Origin of the sequence: Aliihoeflea sp. 40Bstr573, from assembly GCF_024105655.1 — a bacterium.
Lineage (GTDB): Bacteria > Pseudomonadota > Alphaproteobacteria > Rhizobiales > Rhizobiaceae > Aliihoeflea.
The window spans coordinates 280,435-300,225 of record NZ_JAAAMH010000002.1 but is presented as its reverse complement, the minus strand read 5'-3'; the positions used below and the strand labels follow the sequence as shown (position 1 = coordinate 300,225).

25 protein-coding genes are annotated in these 19,791 nt (G+C 63.8%); 17 read left to right on the top strand and 8 right to left on the bottom strand.

Translation table 11 applies throughout. From position 1 onward, the window contains the following. Positions 1 to 58 precede the first annotated feature (58 nt). The gene (locus GTK01_RS04750; protein WP_252924696.1) at positions 59 to 1,162 is read left to right on the top strand and encodes an AI-2E family transporter; all 1,104 of its coding nucleotides are present in this window, start codon (positions 59 to 61) and stop codon (positions 1,160 to 1,162) included. Positions 1,163 to 1,169: 7 nt separating this feature from the next. On the opposite strand, the gene GTK01_RS04745 is transcribed toward GTK01_RS04750, so the two are convergent. Then, positions 1,170 to 1,931 carry a cyclic nucleotide-binding domain-containing protein gene (locus tag GTK01_RS04745; protein ID WP_252924695.1) on the bottom strand — a complete coding sequence of 254 codons (762 nt, stop codon included), beginning with the start codon at positions 1,929 to 1,931 and terminating at the stop codon, positions 1,170 to 1,172. A gap of 181 nt (positions 1,932 to 2,112) precedes the next feature. Here GTK01_RS04745 and GTK01_RS04740 point away from each other — a divergent pair, with 181 nt between their 5' ends. Next, complete coding sequence (locus GTK01_RS04740; protein ID WP_252924694.1) at positions 2,113 to 2,517, top strand: response regulator; 405 nt, start codon at positions 2,113 to 2,115, stop codon at positions 2,515 to 2,517. Here the strand turns inward: GTK01_RS04740 and GTK01_RS04735 are convergent. Beyond that, on the bottom strand, positions 2,503 to 3,051 hold the full coding sequence (locus tag GTK01_RS04735; RefSeq protein ID WP_252924693.1) for a sigma-70 family RNA polymerase sigma factor: 549 nt from the start codon (positions 3,049 to 3,051) through the stop codon (positions 2,503 to 2,505). The two genes, GTK01_RS04740 and GTK01_RS04735, sit on opposite strands and share 15 nt — an antisense overlap. 2 nt (positions 3,052 to 3,053) lie before the next feature. Continuing rightward, complete coding sequence (locus tag GTK01_RS04730) at positions 3,054 to 3,245, bottom strand: NepR family anti-sigma factor (RefSeq protein WP_252924804.1); 192 nt, start codon at positions 3,243 to 3,245, stop codon at positions 3,054 to 3,056. A gap of 252 nt (positions 3,246 to 3,497) precedes the next feature. Between GTK01_RS04730 and GTK01_RS04725 the strand changes: the two genes are divergently transcribed. The 4 genes from GTK01_RS04725 to GTK01_RS04710 all read left to right on the top strand — a co-directional run bounded on the left by GTK01_RS04725 (position 3,498) and on the right by GTK01_RS04710 (position 6,090). After that, positions 3,498 to 4,292 (top strand): response regulator, encoded by a 795-nt coding sequence (locus tag GTK01_RS04725; protein ID WP_252924692.1) that lies wholly within the window; start codon positions 3,498 to 3,500, stop codon positions 4,290 to 4,292. A gap of 108 nt (positions 4,293 to 4,400) precedes the next feature. Beyond that, the gene (locus GTK01_RS04720; RefSeq protein ID WP_252924803.1) at positions 4,401 to 4,568 is read left to right on the top strand and encodes a DUF1328 domain-containing protein; all 168 of its coding nucleotides are present in this window, start codon (positions 4,401 to 4,403) and stop codon (positions 4,566 to 4,568) included. 79 nt (positions 4,569 to 4,647) lie between these two features. Continuing rightward, positions 4,648 to 5,634 (top strand): HWE histidine kinase domain-containing protein, encoded by a 987-nt coding sequence (locus GTK01_RS04715; protein ID WP_252924691.1) that lies wholly within the window; start codon positions 4,648 to 4,650, stop codon positions 5,632 to 5,634. Between the two features lie 273 nt (positions 5,635 to 5,907). Further along, on the top strand, positions 5,908 to 6,090 hold the full coding sequence (locus tag GTK01_RS04710; protein WP_252924690.1) for a hypothetical protein: 183 nt from the start codon (positions 5,908 to 5,910) through the stop codon (positions 6,088 to 6,090). Between the two features lie 7 nt (positions 6,091 to 6,097). Here GTK01_RS04710 and GTK01_RS04705 read toward each other — a convergent pair whose 3' ends face one another. Then, complete coding sequence (locus tag GTK01_RS04705; protein ID WP_252924689.1) at positions 6,098 to 6,247, bottom strand: histidine kinase; 150 nt, start codon at positions 6,245 to 6,247, stop codon at positions 6,098 to 6,100. A gap of 148 nt (positions 6,248 to 6,395) precedes the next feature. Between GTK01_RS04705 and GTK01_RS04700 the strand changes: the two genes are divergently transcribed. From GTK01_RS04700 to GTK01_RS04690, 3 genes are read left to right on the top strand one after another with little or no spacing between them, the layout of a single operon-like run. Continuing rightward, complete coding sequence (locus GTK01_RS04700) at positions 6,396 to 6,983, top strand: shikimate kinase (RefSeq protein WP_252924688.1); 588 nt, start codon at positions 6,396 to 6,398, stop codon at positions 6,981 to 6,983. A 1-nt stretch (position 6,984) separates the two neighbouring features. Beyond that, a complete protein-coding gene (aroB, locus tag GTK01_RS04695) occupies positions 6,985 to 8,094 on the top strand; it encodes a 3-dehydroquinate synthase (RefSeq protein WP_252924687.1) in 1,110 nt (369 codons plus the stop codon). Next, positions 8,091 to 9,437: an HlyC/CorC family transporter gene (locus GTK01_RS04690; protein ID WP_252924686.1), complete on the top strand. Its 1,347-nt coding sequence runs from the start codon at positions 8,091 to 8,093 to the stop codon at positions 9,435 to 9,437. Before aroB ends, GTK01_RS04690 begins: the two co-directional genes overlap by 4 nt. 6 nt (positions 9,438 to 9,443) lie before the next feature. Here the strand turns inward: GTK01_RS04690 and GTK01_RS04685 are convergent, their stop codons facing one another. Next, on the bottom strand, positions 9,444 to 9,746 hold the full coding sequence (locus tag GTK01_RS04685; protein ID WP_252924685.1) for a BolA family transcriptional regulator: 303 nt from the start codon (positions 9,744 to 9,746) through the stop codon (positions 9,444 to 9,446). 134 nt (positions 9,747 to 9,880) lie between these two features. Here GTK01_RS04685 and GTK01_RS04680 point away from each other — a divergent pair, with 134 nt between their 5' ends. The 4 genes from GTK01_RS04680 to GTK01_RS04665 all read left to right on the top strand — a co-directional run bounded on the left by GTK01_RS04680 (position 9,881) and on the right by GTK01_RS04665 (position 14,460). Next, on the top strand, positions 9,881 to 10,501 hold the full coding sequence (locus GTK01_RS04680; protein WP_252924684.1) for a J domain-containing protein: 621 nt from the start codon (positions 9,881 to 9,883) through the stop codon (positions 10,499 to 10,501). 75 nt (positions 10,502 to 10,576) lie between these two features. After that, positions 10,577 to 11,563 (top strand): cobaltochelatase subunit CobS, encoded by a 987-nt coding sequence (gene cobS / locus GTK01_RS04675; protein WP_252924683.1) that lies wholly within the window; start codon positions 10,577 to 10,579, stop codon positions 11,561 to 11,563. Between the two features lie 9 nt (positions 11,564 to 11,572). Next, positions 11,573 to 13,468 carry a cobaltochelatase subunit CobT gene (gene cobT, locus GTK01_RS04670; protein ID WP_252924682.1) on the top strand — a complete coding sequence of 632 codons (1,896 nt, stop codon included), beginning with the start codon at positions 11,573 to 11,575 and terminating at the stop codon, positions 13,466 to 13,468. Then, complete coding sequence (locus GTK01_RS04665; RefSeq protein ID WP_252924681.1) at positions 13,465 to 14,460, top strand: esterase-like activity of phytase family protein; 996 nt, start codon at positions 13,465 to 13,467, stop codon at positions 14,458 to 14,460. The genes cobT and GTK01_RS04665 overlap by 4 nt, the downstream gene beginning before the upstream one ends. Before the next feature lie 25 nt (positions 14,461 to 14,485). Here GTK01_RS04665 and GTK01_RS04660 read toward each other — a convergent pair whose 3' ends face one another. Together GTK01_RS04660 and rpmB are read right to left on the bottom strand one after the other, a co-directional pair. After that, positions 14,486 to 15,109, bottom strand: a complete 624-nt coding sequence (locus GTK01_RS04660) for a queuosine precursor transporter (protein WP_252924680.1) — start codon at positions 15,107 to 15,109, stop codon at positions 14,486 to 14,488. An 83-nt stretch (positions 15,110 to 15,192) separates the two neighbouring features. Continuing rightward, positions 15,193 to 15,489, bottom strand: coding sequence for a 50S ribosomal protein L28 (gene rpmB, locus GTK01_RS04655; protein ID WP_252924679.1), 297 nt, complete (start codon positions 15,487 to 15,489; stop codon positions 15,193 to 15,195). 250 nt (positions 15,490 to 15,739) lie between these two features. Between rpmB and GTK01_RS04650 the strand changes: the two genes are divergently transcribed. From GTK01_RS04650 to GTK01_RS04640, 3 genes are read left to right on the top strand one after another with little or no spacing between them, the layout of a single operon-like run. Then, complete coding sequence (locus GTK01_RS04650) at positions 15,740 to 16,489, top strand: DUF3108 domain-containing protein (protein WP_252924678.1); 750 nt, start codon at positions 15,740 to 15,742, stop codon at positions 16,487 to 16,489. A gap of 52 nt (positions 16,490 to 16,541) precedes the next feature. Next, complete coding sequence (locus tag GTK01_RS04645; RefSeq protein WP_252924677.1) at positions 16,542 to 17,417, top strand: DMT family transporter; 876 nt, start codon at positions 16,542 to 16,544, stop codon at positions 17,415 to 17,417. After that, entirely contained in the window at positions 17,417 to 18,088 is a 672-nt protein-coding gene (locus GTK01_RS04640) for a lysoplasmalogenase (RefSeq protein ID WP_252924676.1), read from the top strand. Before GTK01_RS04645 ends, GTK01_RS04640 begins: the two co-directional genes overlap by 1 nt. On the opposite strand, the gene gloB is transcribed toward GTK01_RS04640, so the two are convergent. Beyond that, the gene (gene gloB / locus GTK01_RS04635) at positions 18,085 to 18,852 is read right to left on the bottom strand and encodes a hydroxyacylglutathione hydrolase (protein ID WP_252924675.1); all 768 of its coding nucleotides are present in this window, start codon (positions 18,850 to 18,852) and stop codon (positions 18,085 to 18,087) included. The genes GTK01_RS04640 and gloB overlap by 4 nt on opposite strands. A 78-nt stretch (positions 18,853 to 18,930) precedes the next feature. Here gloB and GTK01_RS04630 point away from each other — a divergent pair, with 78 nt between their 5' ends. Next, positions 18,931 to 19,701, top strand: a complete 771-nt coding sequence (locus GTK01_RS04630) for a class I SAM-dependent methyltransferase (RefSeq protein WP_252924674.1) — start codon at positions 18,931 to 18,933, stop codon at positions 19,699 to 19,701. Positions 19,702 to 19,791 lie beyond the last annotated feature (90 nt).

Here is a 19,791-nt window from a genome sequence, read left to right as displayed (position 1 = left end):
CATAAGCAGGAACGAAATTATCCCGAACCGCGTTGCGGACGGTTGCCGGAGAAAACTTGTGTCCCCATCGAGATATGAAAAGCGCCCGCCCATCGTGCGCCTGCCACCCAAGTCCAACAGTGAAATCGTGCTCCAGCGCGGCTCACAGGTGGCGCTCATCGCTCTCGGCCTAGTCGGCCTTTGCTTTGCCCTCTATATGGGGCGCTACATACTGGCCCCGGTCGCATTCGCGCTTGTCATCGGCCTGATGCTCGGGCCGGTCGCGGCGCGCATCGAGGCGCGGGGCATTTCGCCTTACATCTCCGCGGTGCTGGTCTTCATGCTGTTTATCTTCAGCGTGTGCCTCGTCGCGCTCGCCCTGGTCGGGCCGCTTTCCTACTGGGCGGACCGCGGTCCTCAAATGTGGCAGGAGTTGCAACTGCGCATGTCGCAGCTTCGCGAGCCAATGGAGGCGCTGCGCGACATCCAGGAAGGGCTACGCAGCGCGACCGGCGAGACCGGCCTGACCGTCTCTGTCGACGAGAACTCGCCGATGGACAGCCTGATCACCGTCGCTCCAGCGATCGGCGGACAGGTTCTCATCTTCATGGCGACCTTATATTTCTTCATCGCCACGCGGCACGAAACGCGCCTCGCTGTGCTGCGGCTGTGCGTAGGCCGTCGCCTGCGCTGGCGCACGGCCCACATCTTCCGCGACATCGAGACGCTGGTGTCGCGCTATCTCCTGTCGATCACTGCCATCAATATGGGCCTGGCGGTGGCCGTCACCTGCGTGCTGTGGCTTGCCGGCGTGCCGTCGCCCGCGCTTTGGGGCATTCTCGCGGGCCTGTTGAACTTCGTCATGTATATCGGTCCGGCGATCATGGCCGCCATTCTCTTTGCCGTCGGTCTGGTCACCTTCGACACGATCTCCGGCAGCCTGATGCCGCCGCTGGTCTATCTGGCGGTCAATCTCATGGAAGCGCAGTTCATTACGCCCATGATCATCGGCCGCATGATGACGCTCAATCCGTTCATCGTGCTCATCGCGCTGACCTTCTGGATCTGGATCTGGGGTCCGATCGGCGGCTTTGTCGCCATTCCAGCGCTGCTCGCCGGCTACGCGATGGCGCGCAATCTCATCCCAGGCTGGGGACCTCCCGAGCCGCGCCTGCCGGATTGACAGCGCCCTAGATGAAGGGTCGCGGCTTTTTATGCATGTCGGTCGACCAGTCAGCGAGGCGTTCCAGCCCTTCGAGATCAAGGACTACGCAGCCCCGGTCGCGCCATTGCAGCAATTGTCGCTCAGCGAGCTTTCGGACCGTCTTGTTGGTGTGGACGAGCGAGAGCCCAAGCGTGTCGGCAATATGCTGTTGGGTGATCGGAATCTCGATCGGCTCCTTCGTCGTATTAAGTCCCGTTCCCTGCGAACGGCGAACGATGAAGGCGATGAGGTAGGCAAGCCGCTCGGAAGCGTTTCGCCGACCGATGCTCAGCATGTTCTCGTCGAGCATGCACTCCTCCCGCGAGGAGAGCCAGGTAACGTCGTAGGCAAGCTCGGGATGCTCACGGTAGAGCGTCAGCAGTTCATCGCGCTCGAACACGCACAGGATCATCGGCGACAACGCCTCGACGGAATGCTCCATTTCGCCCGTCACGGTCCCCTGGAGACCGAGAAGGTCGCCCGGCATCGCGTAGTTGACGATCTGCCGGCGCCCGTCCGGAAGCATCTTGTAGCGGAAGCTCCAGCCCTGCAGCACCGTGTAGAGATGCGGGTTGCGCGTGCCCTCGGCAAGCACGGTCGCGCCGCGATCGACTGTCAGTTCGCCCTTCTTGAAGCGGCTGACGAAGTCGAGTTCGGGCTTGGTAAAGGAACGGAAAATTTCACGTGCGTGAAGCGGGCATCTCTCGCAAGGGTACTTCCTTGCCGAACGGATTGCGATGTCGGCCACCAGCGGCTCCAGTAGAGGAAAAAATCAGTCCCTGAAACGATCTATAGAGAGCCCGCCGGCCATTGTCAGCGGCCAGGGATTAGCTCCTCAAATATATTCGCAAAAGCTCATGAACATGTCATAGTTAAATGACATGACGCCGTCCGGCAGGCCAATTGCCAGCATGTCGGGAGCTATGAATTTGTCGGAGAAGCCGCTCAAGGATCTGCGCATTCTGGTCATGGAGGACGAGTTCCTCATTGCCATGGATGTCGAGCAGCTGTGCCAGGACCATGGCGCCGAAGAGGTAGTCATTTTGCGCACGTTGAAGGAACTGGGTGACCGTCCAGTCGATCAGCGCGGCATAAATGTCGCCGTCGTCGATGTGATGCTGGCGGGCGAATCCACCGTCGAATTCGCCAAGACCCTGCAACAGAGCAACGTCCCATTTGTCTTCGCAACGGGCTATGCCGAGAACGAGAGCCTGTTCGAGGCTTTTCCGGGCGTGCGTGTCGTTGGCAAGCCCTATGCCGGCCCCACCCTCATCACCGCCATCGTCGAGGCGGTGAATGCCAGGCAGGGCCGGGAAGCGTCAGGCGGCGTTTGAGCCCATCACCTGGGCCGCGATCGAGTCCGGACCGTAGTCGGATTCTCCCGAGACCTTGAGAAGTTCCTGCAGTCGCGTGCGCGCTCGGCTGACCCGGCTCTTGATCGTGCCAACGGCGCATTCGCAGATCTCGGCCGCCTCTTCATAGGAAAAGCCCGACGCGCCGATCAGGATGATCGCCTCGCGCTGGTCCTCTGGCAAACGCTCGAGCGCGTTGCGGAAGTCCTCGAGATCCATCGAGCCGTGCTGGCTGGGATGCACGGCAAGCCGCGCGGTCATTGCGCCGTCGCTGTCCTGCACCTCGCGGCCGCGCTTGCGCATCTGCGAATAGAACTCGTTGCGCAAGATGGTGAAGAGCCACGCCTTGAGATTGGTGCCCGGCTGGAAGGAGGACTGCTTGTCCCACGCCTTGACCAGCGTCTCCTGGACGAGGTCGTCGGCACGGTCGGAATTTTGCGACAGCGAAACCGCGAACGCGCGAAGGCTCGGCACTGCACCGAGCAGCCCCGTCTTGAAATCGATATCGGCAGCCATTCTCAGTCTCCCTTGCGAGCGCTGGTACCAGCTTCGCGATCCTCGAGTTGCCTCAAAAGATCGGCGAATCGGTCGGGGACTTCTTCCGTCACGAGTTCGTCGTAATATTGTTTGAGCTTTCGCCCGATCTCGGAATTGGAGCCAAGCGGCTCCGCTCGCTCCGTTGCGGCCGGCTGATCCTTGTTCGGCTTCATTTCTGCCTCGGTTCCCCCTGAATTGTCGTGCCAACGTGCGGCCATTGCCATGCGTCGCTTCCCCTGTCATCTGTTGCCTGCGACGCGCCGAGCAGGGCCGCCACGGCGCCGTTACTGGCGCACAAAATCGATATTAAACGCAAACCATCGACTAATCGTTCCTTGACTGGGAACTTTTTTGCTGCGGGCGAGTTTGAAGGGCGCTACTGATCCGCATTTCCTGCCTTTATGTCTTGAGGGAGACGTCCAATCATGAGTTTGTCCGCAAGGATCGCGCCACACTTGCCGTTCTTGCGCCGGTTTGCCCGCGCAGTATCCGGCTCCCAGACCAGTGGGGACGCGCTCGTCGCGGCCACTCTGGAGGCCATCATCGCCGATCCGAGTGTCTTCCCGGCCGCCTCGACCGACCGGATCGCCCTCTATCAGATCTTCACGAAGCTGTTCTCGTCCGTCGCCGTGCGCGTACCTGACGAGGCGCCTGCCAATCCTTGGGAAAGCCGCGCCGTGGCCAACCTTTCTTCGCTGGCGCCCCTGCCACGGCAGGCATTCCTGCTCGTCGCCGTCGAAGGGTTCGGCGAGCGCGAGGCCGCCGAGGTGCTCGACGTCGAGCACGCGGAGTTCTCCCGCCTTCTCGGCCAGGCAAGCGACGAGATCTCCCGCCAGGTCGCGACCGACATCCTCATTATCGAGGATGAGCCGCTGATCGCGATGGATATCGAACAGATGGTCGAGAGCCTTGGTCACCGCGTGGTGGGCACGGCGCGCACCCACAAGGAGGCGACGGCGCTCTTCAAGACGAGCAACGCCAAGATGGTTCTGGCCGACATCCAGCTGGCTGACGGTTCGTCCGGCATCGATGCGGTCAACGAAATTCTGGCCTCGGCCAGTGTTCCCGTCATCTTCATTACCGCCTTCCCGGAGCGCCTTCTGACAGGCGAGCGCCCGGAGCCAGCCTTCCTGGTCACCAAGCCCTTCAATCCCGACATGGTCAAAGCGCTCATCAGCCAGGCTTTGTTCTTCGACCGGCAGTCGCAAGCGGCGGCCTGACGACGTTGAGGAAGTGCGGACAGGCAAGTTCCTGTCCGCACGGGAACAAGCTTGACCCGCACCGCGTTGGAAACCGATATGGCGGCGGGCATTCTAGGGAGAAGGCTGATGCTATACTGGGCTCTTGTATTTCTTGTCGTGGCGCTGATTGCGGGCACCCTGGGATTCGGCGGCATTGCGGGCGCTTCTGCGGGCATCGCACAGATCCTGTTCGTCATTTTCGTCGTTCTTTTGTGCGTCTCGTTGGTTGCCGGCTTCATGCGACGCGCCAACTGAGGATGGATGAACGACTATCAACCCGGCCGCTAAGCGGACCAAGGACGGACCACGGCCATTATCCGGGGGCATTTCGGGCGTGACTTTTGAGACCGCTGACATGATCGACGAGGAGCGTGTGCTCGCGACCGCGTTGAAAAATGCTGGCGTGGCTGTCATCGCCCAGGACTTGGAATTGAAGGTGCGCTGGGCGCACAATCTCCCGTCGTCCTGGCGCGGCGGATCGATTACTGGCCTTTCGGACGATGAGTTCCTGGCTCCCGCCGACGCCGAAGTCGCCATGACCATGAAGCGCCAGGCCATGGCCAGCGGCCAGCCCTCCCATTACGAGTTCCGCCAGGGCGCAGATGACGGCGGCCGGTGGTTCTCGGTCTGGCTAGATCCGCAGCGCGGGTCCGACGGGATCGTTAGTGGCATCGTCTCGACTATCGTCGAGGTGACCAGCCAGAAACATCGCGAGCAGACCCTGCGCACTCTTCTGCGCGAGGTGAGCCATCGCTCGAAGAACCTGCTCGCAATCATCCAGAGCATCGCGACCCAGACAGGTCGCTATTCGGGCACGATCGAAGTGTTTCTGACGCGCTTTCGCGGCCGCATCCAGTCGCTGGCCTCCTCGCAGGACCTCGTCACCTCGTCCAACTGGCGCGGCGCCACCTTGAATGAGCTCGTCGCCGGGCAGGTGAGCCGCTATTGTGAGGACCCAGCCTTTTCGATCCGGCTCAAGGGCGTCGATCCCTATCTCAACCCCAACGCCGCACTTCACATTGGCCTTGCGCTGCACGAGCTCGTCATCAACTCGTTGAGCCACGGGGCCTTGTCGCGCCCGAACGGCTATGTCGGCCTGTCGGCGGCTCTGGAAGACGATGAGGACGGCAAGCGCGCCATCCTGTTGAACTGGCATGAAAATACGCGCGTTTCCGAAAGTGCGATCGGTGACAAGCGCTTCGGCAGCGTCGCGCTCGAGCGGGTCGTGCCCGCTTCCGTCGAGGGCGAGGCCTCGCTCGAATTCGCTGACGGCTATCTCGACTATCGCCTGCGCATACCCGAAGGCAATTTCGAAATCTGAACCGAACCCCGCGAGCTCCGCACAAAAAAAGCCGGCCACGCGGGCCGGCTTTATAGGGGTGAAGAACGTGTTCGGGGGATCCACGCTTCTTCTTCAGCAAAGAGCCGTTCGCCAGGGGGCGATTGGAGGGGGGGGGCGGCGTCAGGCCTCTTTACTGTGCCATTTTAACTGTTTCGACCCGGACGGGTTCCGTTGCGTTCGTTCTTTTTTGCGACGTCGCGCTGGAACTGAAAATCCGGTGGTCCGTTTTGCTGTTCAAGGCAGGAGGTGGATATGGTCGCTCACATGATGAATCTGGAACGTGCGGCGCGTCTCGCCATGGGCGATCACCACAGCGAAAACCCTGAGCCCTTGCCGCCCGGGCCGAATTACGGACCATACGGCTACTTCCGACTGGCGCTGCTGGTATTTGCCGGACTGGTCGCCGGCACGCTCATCTTCAATATCCTGAGCTGAGTTCGGTTCAACGAGGGGGCTGCAGCCTTTCCGGCGGTATCCGCACGCTCATTTCGCCGCGATTGGGCTCAACGAAAAGCACCAGCGCATACATCGCTCCATAGACGATCCCCGCCAGGATAAGGAGCGTCATCAGAAACCGGAAAAGTGTAGGCATCGGTCTCCCGTTTGGCCGCCGCGCTCGCGTGTACCTTTATGGGACGCGGCGTCCGGGAGTGCAAGCATAAGTCGTATCAGCCCCGCGCCCGTCGATGCGCCTTGACGTTCGCCGCGTTCCTGTCGATACCCCTCGTGAGGAGTCGGGCATGGGCGCCACAGCGATGACGGAATTGATCGAGCACGTGCGCGCCCGCATCGGCACGAGAACCCTTGTTCTCGTTGGACTGATGGGCGCAGGCAAGACCTCGGTCGGCCGCAAGGTCGCGCAGGCCCTGCAGCTCCCCTTCGCCGACAGCGATCACGAGATCGAAAGCGTCTCGCGCATGACGGTCCCCGAACTTTTCGAGGCCTATGGTGAGGTCGAGTTCCGAGCGCTCGAGCAGCGCGTCGTGACCCGCCTGATTGCGGACGGCCCGGCGGTCATCGCGACCGGCGGCGGCGCGTTCATGAATGCGGACACCCGCGCAGCCATTCGCGCACACGCTATTTCGATCTGGCTCAAGGCCGATCTCGACACTTTGATGGAGCGCGTCGCGCGGCGCCAGAACCGGCCGCTCCTGAAAACGCCGGACCCACGCGCCATGATGCGAAAGCTGATGGAGGACCGTTATCCGGTCTATGCCGAGGCCGACCTGACCGTGACGAGCCGCGATGCGCGCCACACCGTCATTGCCGGCGAGATCATCGAGGCGGTCAACGCAAAATTGAACCAGAGCATGACGAAGGTCGATTGAGATGACGAGCCGTGTCGATGTCGAGCTTGGCTCGCGCTCCTATCCGATTCTCATCGGCCCCGGCACGCTGGACGAGGCAGGAGCGGCCCTTGCCGCCCGTCTTCCGCGCGCCCGGGTTGCCATCGTCACCGACGTCAACGTCGCCGACCGGCAACTGCCGCGCCTCGAAGCTTCGCTCAAGGCATCCGGCATCGCTCACGAAATTCTTGTCCTGCCGGCGGGCGAAGCCACGAAAAGCTTTCCGAGGCTGGAGGAAGTCGTCGATTTCGTCCTTGCCGGCCGCTTCGAACGCAACGACTGCGTTCTGGCGCTCGGGGGAGGGGTCATCGGCGACCTGACCGGTTTTGCCGCCGGGATCGTGCGCCGCGGCATGGAGTTCGTCCAGGTGCCGACCTCGCTTCTGGCGCAGGTGGATTCCTCGGTCGGCGGGAAGACCGGCATCAATACGAAGCGGGGCAAGAATCTCGTCGGCGTCTTCCAGCAGCCGGCGCTGGTCATCGCCGATACCGCCGCGCTCGACACGCTTCCGCCGCGCGAGTTTCGCGCCGGCTATGCTGAAATGGCGAAATATGGCCTGATCGACCAGCCCGACTTCTTCGCCTGGCTGGAGGAGAACTGGCGCGACGTCTTCGCCGGCGGCGCGGCCCGCGTCGAGGCGATCCGGCGTTCCTGCCAGTCCAAGGCTAACGTCGTCGCGCGCGACGAGCGCGAGACCGGCGACCGCGCGCTTCTCAATCTCGGGCACACTTTCGCGCACGCCCTCGAGGGCGCGACGGGTTATGACGGATCTCGCCTCGTGCATGGCGAGGCGGTTGCGATCGGCATGGTGCTGGCACATCGCTTCTCGGCGCGCCTCGGCCTGATCGATCCGGCCGATGCGGATCGTGTCGAGCGGCATCTGGGCGAAGTCGGTCTGCCGACGAAAATGATGGACGTTCCCGGCGGCCTTCCTGGCGCCGAGGCGCTTTTGACCTATATTGCGCAGGACAAGAAGGTATCGCGCGGCGCGCTGACCTTCATCCTCACCCGCGGCATCGGCCGGGCCTTCATTGCAAAAGATGTTGCGCCTGCCGACGTCCTTTCGTTCCTGACGGAGAATTTGCCGGCATGATCCTGACGATCGCCATCATCATCTTTCTGATCATGATGTCCTTCCTGTTCTCAGGAACGGAGACCAGCGTGACCGCTGTGTCGCGCGCGCGCCTCCACACGCTCGAACAGAATGGCGATGCGCGCGCCGGTGTCATCGCGCAGCTGATCGAGCGCAAGGACCGCATGGTCGGCGCGCTCCTCATAGGCAACAACCTCGTCAACATCCTGGCGTCTTCGCTCGCGACCAGCGTCCTGTTGACGGTTTTCGGTTCGGCCGGTGTCGTCTACGCCACGGTCGGCATGACCGTTCTGCTCGTGATCTTCGCGGAGATCCTGCCGAAATCCTGGGCCCTGTCGAAGCCCGAGCAATTCGCGCTCACCGTGTCTCGCTTCGCGCAATTCGTGGTGTTGATCTTCGGCCATCTGTCGGTGGCGGTGAACTACATCGTCCGGGGGATGCTCGGCCTCTTCGGCATCCATCTGGGCCGCGACGACAATCTCCTCTCCGCGCACCAGGAAATCCGCGGCACCGTCGAGGTGCTGCAGCGCGAGGGCGGCCTCGAGAAGCACGACCGCGACCGCGTCGGCGGCCTTCTTGACCTGCACGAACTGGAAGTCTCCGACATCATGGTCCACCGCACCTCGATGCGCTCGGTCAACGCCGACGAGGCTCCGGAGGCTGTGGTGCGCGAGATCCTGCAAAGCCCCTATACGCGCCTGCCGCTCTGGCGCGGCTCGACAGACAATATCGTCGGCGTCATCCACGCCAAGGATCTGTTGCGCGCGCTCAACGAGGTCGGCAACGATTTTGGCCGCATCGACATCATGAAGGTCGCGTCCAAGCCCTGGTTCGTGCCGGACACGACGACGCTGCAGGACCAGTTGAGCGCATTTCTGCGCCGCAAGGCCCATTTCGCCATCGTCGTCGACGAGTATGGCGAGGTCGAAGGCCTGGTGACGCTGGAAGACATCATCGAGGAAATCGTGGGCGAGATCGCGGACGAGCACGATGTCGAGATGCAGGGCGTCAAGCAGGAGGCCGACGGCTCCGTGGTCGTCGAAGGCTTCGTCCCGATTCGCGACCTGAACCGCGCGCTCGACTGGAACTTGCCGGATGAGGAAGCGACCACCATTGCCGGCCTCGTCATCCACGAGGCCCAGATGATTCCCGAGGAAAAGCAGGCCTTCACCTTCCACGGAATGCGCTTCGTCGTCCTGAAACGCGAGAAGAACCGCATCACGCGGCTGCGGATTCGCCCGCTGGGCGATGTCGCGGCGGCGCCGACCGCGCCACCGCAATTGCAGCTTCCCGCGCCCAACCGGGAGCCCGAGCCGGAAGCGGCCCGCGCGCCGTCGGCTTGACGCGCGCTACCAGCGCGTCGCCTCGCCCGGTGCGGCCGGCTCGATCGCCAGCGCATGAACGCCGGCCTCCAGTTCGGCGGCGAGCGCGGCATTGACGGCGCGGTGGCGCTCAATTCGGCTCATGCCCGCGAACTCGGGCGCGACGATGCGTACGCGGAAATGTGTCTCGCCCGAGCCGTCGAACGTCTCATGTTCGCCCGAATGCTGATGATGGTGACCGGCATGGAGGTGGCTTTCATTGATGACCGCGAGTCGGTCGGGGTGAAAGCGCTCCTGAAGCTTCGTTTCGATGGCAGTCTGGATCGTCATCTTGGTCTCCTTCATGCGGCGCGATGCCGCTGATTTCTGAATCACCGGCAGGACGTTCATTGGCCGCAGAATGTCAATTCTTGTTTCGCGCGCCGAAGCACCCATAATTCCCGGTTCGACGGTAACGAGTTTCCATGAACGCCTATTCGAAATATTTCGAGAAGATCAAGGTCCGCCGCTCGCCCGAGGCAGAGCGTGCCACGAGCGCGCCCGTGTGCCAGTGGGACGGGTGCGATGCGCCCGGCACCCACCGCGCCCCGGTCGGGCGCATGGCGGAGGGCGAGTACTTCAAATTCTGCTTCGACCATGTGCGCGAGTACAACAAGGGCTTCAATTATTTCTCCGGCCTTGCCGAAGGCGACATCGCGCGTTTCCAGAAGGAAGCGCTGACGGGACACCGCCCGACCTGGAAGATGGGCGTCAACAAGGGCGCGCAGGCCTCTCCCGATTTCTCGCAGAAGCGATCGGGCCGGTCCGGGCCGAACGGGCGCATGCGCGATCCCTACGGCATGTTCAACGATGGCATCGATCCGTCCGACCGGCCGCGCACCCGCAAGCTGAAGTCGCTTGAGGCCAAAGCAATGGAAACCTTGGGCCTGGACCCTTCCGCGACTGGAACGGCGATCAAGCAGCGCTATAAGGAACTGGTGAAGCGGCATCACCCTGATGCCAATGGCGGCGACCGTGCCTCCGAAGACCGGTTTCGTGATGTCATCCAGGCATACCGGATGCTCAAACAAGCGGGTTTGTGTTGATCGCACCGTCTGGTAAACGATGGCCAGCAAAGAGATTTGACGAACGGTGGCCGCGCTGCCGTGTGTGGAGACAAGATGAACAAGGTTGACCGCGACATCGCAAACCTGCCTGACACGACCGTTTCGGTTCGCGAGAAGTTCGGCTTCGAATCCGAGATGGTGGTGCCGGCCTATTCGATTGCCGACAGCCATGTGCCGGACATCGACCCCGACTATCTGTTCGACAAACAGACCACGCTCGCGATCCTCGCCGGCTTCACCTACAACCGCCGCGTCATGATCTCGGGCTATCACGGCACGGGCAAGTCGACGCATATCGAGCAGGTTGCCGCCCGCCTCAACTGGCCCTGCGTGCGCATCAATCTCGACAGCCACGTCTCCCGTATCGACCTGGTCGGCAAGGATGCCATCGTGGTGCGTGAGGGCATGCAGGTCACCGAGTTCAAGGACGGCATCCTGCCCTGGGCCTACCAGCACAATGTCGCGCTCGTCTTCGACGAATACGACGCCGGTCGCCCGGACGTGATGTTCGTCATCCAGCGCGTGCTGGAATCGTCCGGCCGGCTGACGCTGCTGGACCAGAGCCGGGTCATCCGCCCGCATCCCGCCTTCCGCATCTTCGCCACCGCCAACACGGTCGGCCTCGGCGATACGACGGGCCTTTATCACGGCACGCAGCAGATCAACCAGGCGCAGATGGACCGCTGGTCCATCGTCTCGACACTGAACTATCTGCCGCATGACGACGAGGTGAACATCGTCCTCGCCAAGGCCAAGCACTTCCGCAACGACAAGGGCCGCGACATCGTCAACAAGATGGTCCGCGTTGCCGACATGACGCGTTCGGCCTTCGTCAATGGCGACCTGTCGACGGTCATGAGCCCGCGTACGGTCATCACCTGGGCCGAAAATGCGGACATCTTCAAGGATGTCGGCTTCGCCTTCCGCCTCACCTTCCTCAACAAGTGCGACGAACTCGAGCGCAGCGTGGTCGCCGAGTTCTATCAGCGTGCCTTCGGCCAGGAACTGCCCGAATCCGCTGCCAACGTCGTACTGGCATAACGGGACGAGATGGCCGGACCGGGCGATAATTCCAGAGCGAAGAGCGGCAACGGCGCCGATACCGACGCCTTCAAGCGCGCGCTGTCGCTATGCGTGCGTGCCATTTCCGGCGATGCGGAGATGGAGGTCAGCTTCGCCAAGGAAAAGCCGGCCCTGGCCGGCAACCGCGCCCGCTTGCCCGATCTGCCGCGCAAGCCGAGCGCAAACGACATTGCCGTCACCCGCGGCCTCGGCGATTCGATGGCGCTGCGCCGCGCCTGCCACGACAATACCGTCCATTCGAAGCTCGCGCCGCAGGGAAAACAGGCGCGCGCGATTTTCGATGCGGTCGAGCAGGCCCGGGTCGAAGCGATCGGCTCGCGCGCGATGACCGGTGTCGGCGACAATATCGGCTCGATGCTGGAGGACAGATACTCGAAGGCGAATCTCGCCGCCGTCACCCAGCAATCCGAGGCTCCGCTGGAAGAGGCCGTCGCGCTGATGGTGCGCGAGCGCTTGACCGGCCGCCCCGCGCCGAAGAGCGGCGAGCGTGTCGTCTCGCTCTGGCGCGACTGGATCGAGGACAAGGCCGGCGAAACCCTCGATGGCCTCGCGATCAGTGTCGACGACCAGCAGGCTTTCGCCCGCGTCATGCGCGACATGCTGGCCTCGATGGACATGGCCGAGGACCTTGCCGAGGACGAGCAGTCCGACGACACCGAAGACAATGAGGACGACCAGCCCGAAGGTGAGGATTCGGCCGACGACGGCGGCGAGGACGATTCGGGCTCCGACCAGTCCCAGGCCGACGAATCGCAGGAGACGAGCGAGGATCAGGAGGCCGGCGAAACCGAGGCGACCGACGCGTCCGCCGACGACATGGCCGACGACGACGAGCTCGATGCCGAAACGCCGGGCGAAACGCGCCGCACGAACGACCCTTTCGCCAACCTGCCGAAGGAGATCGACTACAAGGTCTTCACCCGCGAGTTCGACGAGACCATAAGCGCAGCCGAGTTGTGCGACGAAGAGGAACTGGAGCGCCTGCGCGCCTTTTTGGACAAGCAGCTCGCCAATCTGCAGGGCGTCGTCGGGCGCCTCGCAAACCGTCTCCAGCGTCGTTTGATGGCGCAGCAGAACCGCTCGTGGGAGTTCGACCTCGAAGAGGGCTCGCTCGATCCTGCCCGCCTCGTGCGCGTCGTCATCGACCCGATGCAGCCGCTCTCCTTCAAGCGCGAGCGCGACACCAATTTCCGCGACACGGTCGTCACGCTGGTGCTCGACAATTCCGGCTCCATGCGCGGCCGCCCCATCACGGTCGCCGCCACCTGCGCCGACATTCTTGCCCGCACGCTGGAGCGCTGCGGCGTCTCGGTCGAAATTCTCGGCTTCACCACGCGCGCGTGGAAGGGTGGGCAGGCGCGCGAGAAGTGGCTGAAGGGCGGCAAGCCCGCCAATCCTGGCCGCCTCAACGACCTGCGCCACATCATCTACAAGTCCGCCGATGAGCCGTGGCGCCGCGCGCGCCGCAACCTTGGCCTGATGATGCGCGAAGGGCTGCTGAAGGAGAACATCGACGGCGAAGCGCTGTTGTGGGCGCACCAGCGCCTGATCGCGCGGCCGGAGCAACGCAAGATCCTGATGATGATCTCCGACGGCGCGCCGGTCGACGATTCGACGCTTTCGGTCAATCCGGGCAACTATCTGGAGCGTCATCTGCGCGCCGCGATCGACCTGATCGAGACCCGCTCGCCCGTCGAACTTCTCGCCATCGGCATCGGTCACGACGTCACGCGCTACTATCGGCGCGCCGTCACCATTGTGGACGCCGAGGAACTGGCGGGCGCGATGACCGAGCAGCTCGCGAGCCTCTTCGAGGAAGAAACGGCGCGCTCCGCGCGCGGCCAGCAGCGCCGGGCGGGATGATCGCCCGTCTTCTGGCGGCATCGCTCGCGCTGGCAAGCCTGGCCGGACCATCGCACGCATCCGGCGCCTTTCCAGTGGAACTGGAATTCAGCCGGATTTCAAAATTCCGCGTCGCCGGCGCGGAGGGCGATTACGGCCGCCTGACCTTCATCGGCGGCTTCTCGATGACGGGAGACCGGCGCGAATTCGGTCAGTTGTCGGGCTTCCGATTCCTGTCGGCGGGCACAGAATTCGTTGGTGTCGCCGACCACGGTTATTGGTTTTCCGGCGCGGTCCAGCGAGACGAGGATGGCGTGCCGGTGGGTCTCGGCGACTTTTCGATGCAGCAAATGGTCGATGAAGCCGGCCGCCCGATCGACGACAAGGAGCGCGTTGACGCAGAGGGCATCTCGGTCCATGACGGCATCGCGACGGTCACCTTCGAACGCCGCGCCCGCGTCTCCGAATATCGCCTGAATCCGGCCGCCATGTCCGGCCCGATCCGCGATCTCGATTTTCTGATCCCGAGCGGCGAGCTGCGCTACAATGCCGGCTTCGAAACCGTTGCCCGCGCGCCGGCCGATGGCCCACTGGCCGGAGCCCGCATCGTCGTCGCCGAAAAATCGATCGATCGCGAGGGCAACATCTTCGCCGCCGTTCTGGAAGGGCCGCACAAGGGCGTCTTCAAGGTACGCCGCACCGACGAGTTCGACGTTACGGACGGTGTCTTTCTGCCCGATGGCGACCTGCTTCTGCTCGAACGCCGCTTCTCCTACGCGCGCGGCGTCGCGATGCGCCTGCGGCTGATACCGGTAGACAACATCCGCCCCGGTGCGTTGGTCGACGGTGACATCCTTCTCGACGCCAATATGGCCTACCATGTCGACAACATGGAAGCGCTCGACGTCTTCCGCCGCACCGACGGTCGCCTGATCGTCGCGCTCATGTCGGATGACAACCAGTCGTGGATCCAGCGCAATCTCTATCTAGAGTTCGAACTGGCAGAGGAATGAGGGCTTGCGCGCGGCCGCGCCGAAATTACCGCACCGCGGGCGCCGGACGCAGCACCGACAACAGTGCCCCGTAAGGCCCGAGCATCGCGACGCCGAGCCCGATCTTCACGACGAGGTCGCCGAGCGCCAGCGACAGCCAGAGCGGCACTTCCGCACCCAGGAGCGGCACCGGAAAGCCCAGCGATCCGTCTTCCAGCCCGAACGCCGTGTCCAGCATGGCGAACCGCGCGGCGAAGGCGAGCGAGAAGAAAAGGGCGGTGTCGACGAGAGAGCCGATGACGGTCGAGATCAGCGGCGCCTGCCACCAGGCGTTCCGGCGGAGCCTGTCGAAGATCGCGACGTCGAGCAGCTGTGCGACAAGGAAGGCCGAACCAGAGGCGATGGCAATGCGCGGCGTCGCCAGCCAAACCGACAGCACGATCGCGATGGCAAAGCCGACGAGCACGACCTTGCGCGCCGCAGCCGGACCGAACCGACGATTGGTGAGGTCCGTGACGAGGAACGCGATCGGATAGGTGAACGCGCCCCAGGTCAGAAGATCCTGGAGGCCGAAATGCGGGAAGGGAAACTGGACGAGGATATTGGATGCGACGACGATGGTGGCCATCGCGGCCACGAAGGGCCAAACGGTAACGTTCTGGGTCTGCATTTTTTTAACCTGGGTTATGGAACCAGTCGGCGGGCGCCTTCGATGAAGGAACACCCGCCGTCGATAGGGCTAGACGGACGAAATCAGGCGGTAGCCTGTTCCTGCGTCTTCTTGGCGATCTGCTTCTTGAGCAGGCGCGCGCGCTGCGAAAGATCGCTGACGCCGGCCTTCAAAAGGAAGGCGTCGAGGCCGCCGCGGTGTTCGACCGAACGCAGCGCGTTCGCCGAAATGCGCAGGCGCACATTCTGGTTCAGCACTTCCGACATCAGCGTCACATTGACGAGATTCGGCAGGAAGCGACGACGGGTCTTGTTGTTGGCGTGGCTGACATTGTTGCCGGTCATCACGGCCTTGCCGGTCAATTCACATGCGCGGGACATAGTCTCAAACCTTCAGTTTCTCAAAACCGTCCCGACGACCCGAACCCGCACCAAATGGTCGGCGCGCGGGGTCATGTCAGGCGGCCTCATGGAAAAGTTGCCGTTCCTTAGTTGCATTTCCCGTTCGGGTCAAGCGCGAGGGGTGCGGCTGGAGACAACATATATTCGCCGAATTCGCACGATCAAAGAGGAAACGACAAACAGGCAGGCGGGAAGGGGCGGTCTGCTGCGAAATTCATGGAGATTCCGCATGGTCCGCACCATGTACGCCGCCCTGTTGACGATTCTGGCCGCCGCAGGTTCGGCCAGCGCCGCACAGACCTTCCAGACAGATTATTCGATCACGCTGATGGGCATTCCAGTCGGCAAGGCGTCCTTCACGAGCGTCATCGGCGATGACGATTTCCGCATCGACGGCTCGCTTGCCAGCGCTGGCGTAGCGCGGCTGTTCGATAGCACGCAAGGCACCACGTCGGTCTCCGGTGGCCTGTCGCAGACGGGCACCGCGCCGCGCAGCTACGACCTCAACTATCGCTCCGACAAGAAGACGCAGCGCACCGCCATCCGCTTTTCCGATGGCACCGTCACGGCCACCGAGAACGTCCCGCCCTCGCGCCCGCGCCAGGGCGACTGGGTTCACCTTCAGGACGACCACCTGACCTCCGTCGTCGATCCGATCTCATCGACGCTGGTCCGCGCGGCAAGCCCCGCCGAGGTCTGCAACCGCACGATCCGCATCTATGACGGAGAAATGCGGGCCGATCTGCGGCTGTCCCCGGCTGGTTCGTCTGGCGGGCAGGTGACCTGTGCAGCCAAGTTCGAGCCGGTGGCCGGCTATCGTCCCAGCCGTTCGGCGCTGAAATATCTGCGCGATCGCTCGCGCATCACCATCGCCTTCGCCCCGCTCGCCGAGACCGGCTTCTACGCCCCCGTCGACGCCTCCATCGGCACCCAGATCGGCACGGTGCGCATCGTCGCGCAGACCATGCGCACGCAGTAAGCTTGCACCGCCGCACGCCCCGCGCTACGCCACCTCCAAACGGGGACAGACCATGGCGCGGGCGACGGCAATCGGATTCTCGGCGGTCATCATGTGGGCGCTGCTCGCGCTCTTCACCGCCGCATCCGGCAATGTGCCGCCCTTCCTGCTTTCAGGGCTCACCTTTACCGTTGGCACGCTCGTCGGCCTTGCCATGCGCGTTGCCGCGCCGCCGCGGGAACGCATGAACATCCCGCCGATCGTCTGGGTGGTCGGCATTGGCGGCCTCTTCGGCTACCACTTCTTCTACTTCACCGCCCTGCGCAATGCGCCGGCCGTCGAAGCGAGCCTCATCGCCTATTTGTGGCCGCTCCTGATCGTACTTGGCTCGGCTCTGATGCCGGGCGAGCGGCTGGGCTGGCACCATGTCGCCGGGGCGCTGATGGGTCTTGCCGGCACTTTCCTGATCGTGACGAATGGCGGCAATCTCGCCTTCGACGCGACCTATGCGTTCGGCTATGCGATGGCGGCCGTCTGCGCCATCTTCTGGTCCGGCTATTCGCTCCTGTCCCGCCGTTTCGCAGCCGTCCCGACCTCGATGGTCACATGGTTCTGCCTCGCCACCGCGCTCCTCTCATTCGTTTGCCATCTCGCGCTGGAAGAGACGATCTGGCCGCAAGGCACGGGCGAGTGGCTTGCCGTCCTTGGCCTCGGCCTGATGCCCGTCGGCGCTGCATTCTACACCTGGGATCACGGCGTCAAGCACGGCAACATCCAGGTTCTGGGTGCGGCGAGCTATGCCGCGCCGCTCCTGTCGACGCTGGTGCTGATCGCGGCCGGCGCGGCAGCTGCCACCCTGCACATCCTTGCCGCCTGCCTGCTCATCACTGCGGGCGCGGCGCTGGCGGCGAAGAACATGCTCGTTCGCCGCCGTCCGGTTCAGGCCTGATGCTGCCCTTTCCCGGAGGCCTCGAAGCGCAGGCAAACGGCGCGCTGGTCCTCGCGGTCCTCGCCGCCATCATCTATCTCTACGCCCGCCCTCTGCCGGTCACGTGGAAGCGGAGCGCGATCAAGACCGTCCCGCTCGCCGCGCTCGCCTGGCTGAGCTTCATGGAAGGCGGACCGTGGTTGCTCACCGCCGCCCTTGCCATGAGCGCGCTCGGCGATCTGGCGCTCGCGCAGGAGGATGATGACCGTCTGTTCCTCGCCGGCCTCGGCGCCTTCCTCGCCGCCCACATCGCCTATGTCGTGCTGTTCGCAACCGGCAGCGGGGGCCTTGCGATCCTCGTCGCCGAGCCGTGGCGTCTCGCCGCCGCGCTCTCCGTCTGCGCCTTCGGCATCGTCATGCTGGCCCGGCTCTGGCCCGTCCTCCGCGGGGCGATGCGCCCGGCCGTATTGGCCTACATGCTCGCCATCGTCGCCATGGGGGTCGCCGCCTTTACCACGCAGTCGCTCGCCGTGATGGCCGGAGCGCTGCTCTTCATCGCCTCGGATGCCACCCTTGCCGCCGAACACTTCCTGCTGCGTCCGGAGGCACCGCAGCGCGCGATCACCGGACCGGCAATCTGGGTCATCTACATCGCCGCCCAGATCGCGATCCTGCTTGGCGTTCTGGCTTAAGAGACGTCCTTGCGCTTCCGAATCTCCGCGAACACCTCGGCGTCGCTCGCCTTTTCCATCCCCAGCCCCTTGCGAATCGCCGGGTCGTGCGGGCGCAGGAACGGATTGGTCGACAGTTCCTCGCCAATCGTCGTCGGCAGCGTCGGCTTGCCCTGAGCGCGCAGAGCCTCGATCTTCGTCACCCGCTCCTTCAGCGCCGGGTTGGTCGGGTCGATGCTCATCGCGAAGCGCGCATTGGAGAGCGTGTATTCGTGGCCGCAATAAACCGTGGTGGCCGGGGGAATGGCGGCAAGCTTCTTGAGCGAAGCGTGCATCGTCGCCGGCGTGCCCTCAAAAAGCCGCCCGCAGCCGAGCGCGAACAGCGTGTCGGCGGTGAACGCCACGCCCGACTTTTCGAAGACATAGCTGACATGCCCCGCCGTGTGGCCCGGCGTCTCGATCACCCGCACCTGCTCCTCGCCGAAGGTCAGGTCGGAGCCTTCCTCCACCGTCTCGTCGATACCGGGAATCTTCGCCGCCTCCGCTTTCGGCCCGACGATCTTCAGCTTGAACCGCGCCTTCAGCGCCAGATTGGCCTCGACATGGTCGGGGTGGTGATGGGTGACGAAAAGGACGCTCGGCGTCCAGCCGGTCCGCTCGATGGCCTGGAGGATCGGCCCTTCCTCCGGCGCGTCGATCAGCCCGACCGTCCCCGTCGCCTCGTCTCGGATAAGGATGCCGAAATTATCGGTGCGGCACATGAATTGCTCGACTTGCAGTCCCATCGAATTCTCCTTCGTCTTGGCGCAAACGATAGGGCGGCGGCTTTGCAAAGTCACCGAGGCGCGGCTAGTTTTCACATCATGAGAAACGACATCGTCGATCTGCGCGCCTTTTACGCCACGACGCTCGGCAAGCTCGCCGAACGATCGATCGCGATGGGCATCTCGTCGGTCTGGGCGAACCTGAGCCGCGAACGCCTCGTCGGCCTGGGGTACGCGCTGCCCTGGCTTGAGCGATTCGGCACGGATGCCGACCGTGTCTTCGCCTTCATGCCGGCCCAGCAGGGCGCCGTTCCCTGGCCGCCCGGCAAGCCGTGCACGACTGCGTTGGTCTTCGAAGAGGAATTGCCGCTCCACGACTCGTCCGTCGACCGCATCCTGCTCGTCCACGCCTTGGAACATGCCGAAAACCCGCGCGAGATGCTGGTCGAGATGTGGCGCGTGCTGGCGCCTGGCGGCCGTCTGGTGCTGGTCGTTCCCAACCGGCGCGGCGTTTGGGCGCGCATGGAGCACACGCCCTTCGGCACCGGCCGGCCGTTCTCGCGGGGCCAGTTGTCCAGCCTCCTGCGCGACGCGAATTTCACCCCCGGCCCATGGTCCGACGCGCTGCATTTCCCGCCGATGGAGCGCCGTTTCATGATGCAGCTCTATTCGCTTCTCGAGCGCACCGGTCGCCGCTTCTGGCCGGTCTTTGCCGGTGTTCTGGTGGTCGAGGCGCAAAAGCGCGTTTACCAGGGTCTTCCCGTCACGCAGCGCGCCTCGCGCCGCGTTTTCGTGCCGGTGCTTTCGCCGCAGGGTGCCGGTGCTGCACGGCTGCGGCGTGAGGAAAATAAGGACTTGCCGTTACCCTAACTGGCGAAGAGCCGCGCGAGGCTACCCCCACCCTGCATCCCTCCCCCTTGGGTAAGGGGTGGGGGGTAGCTCCGGCTACCTTCAACGTTC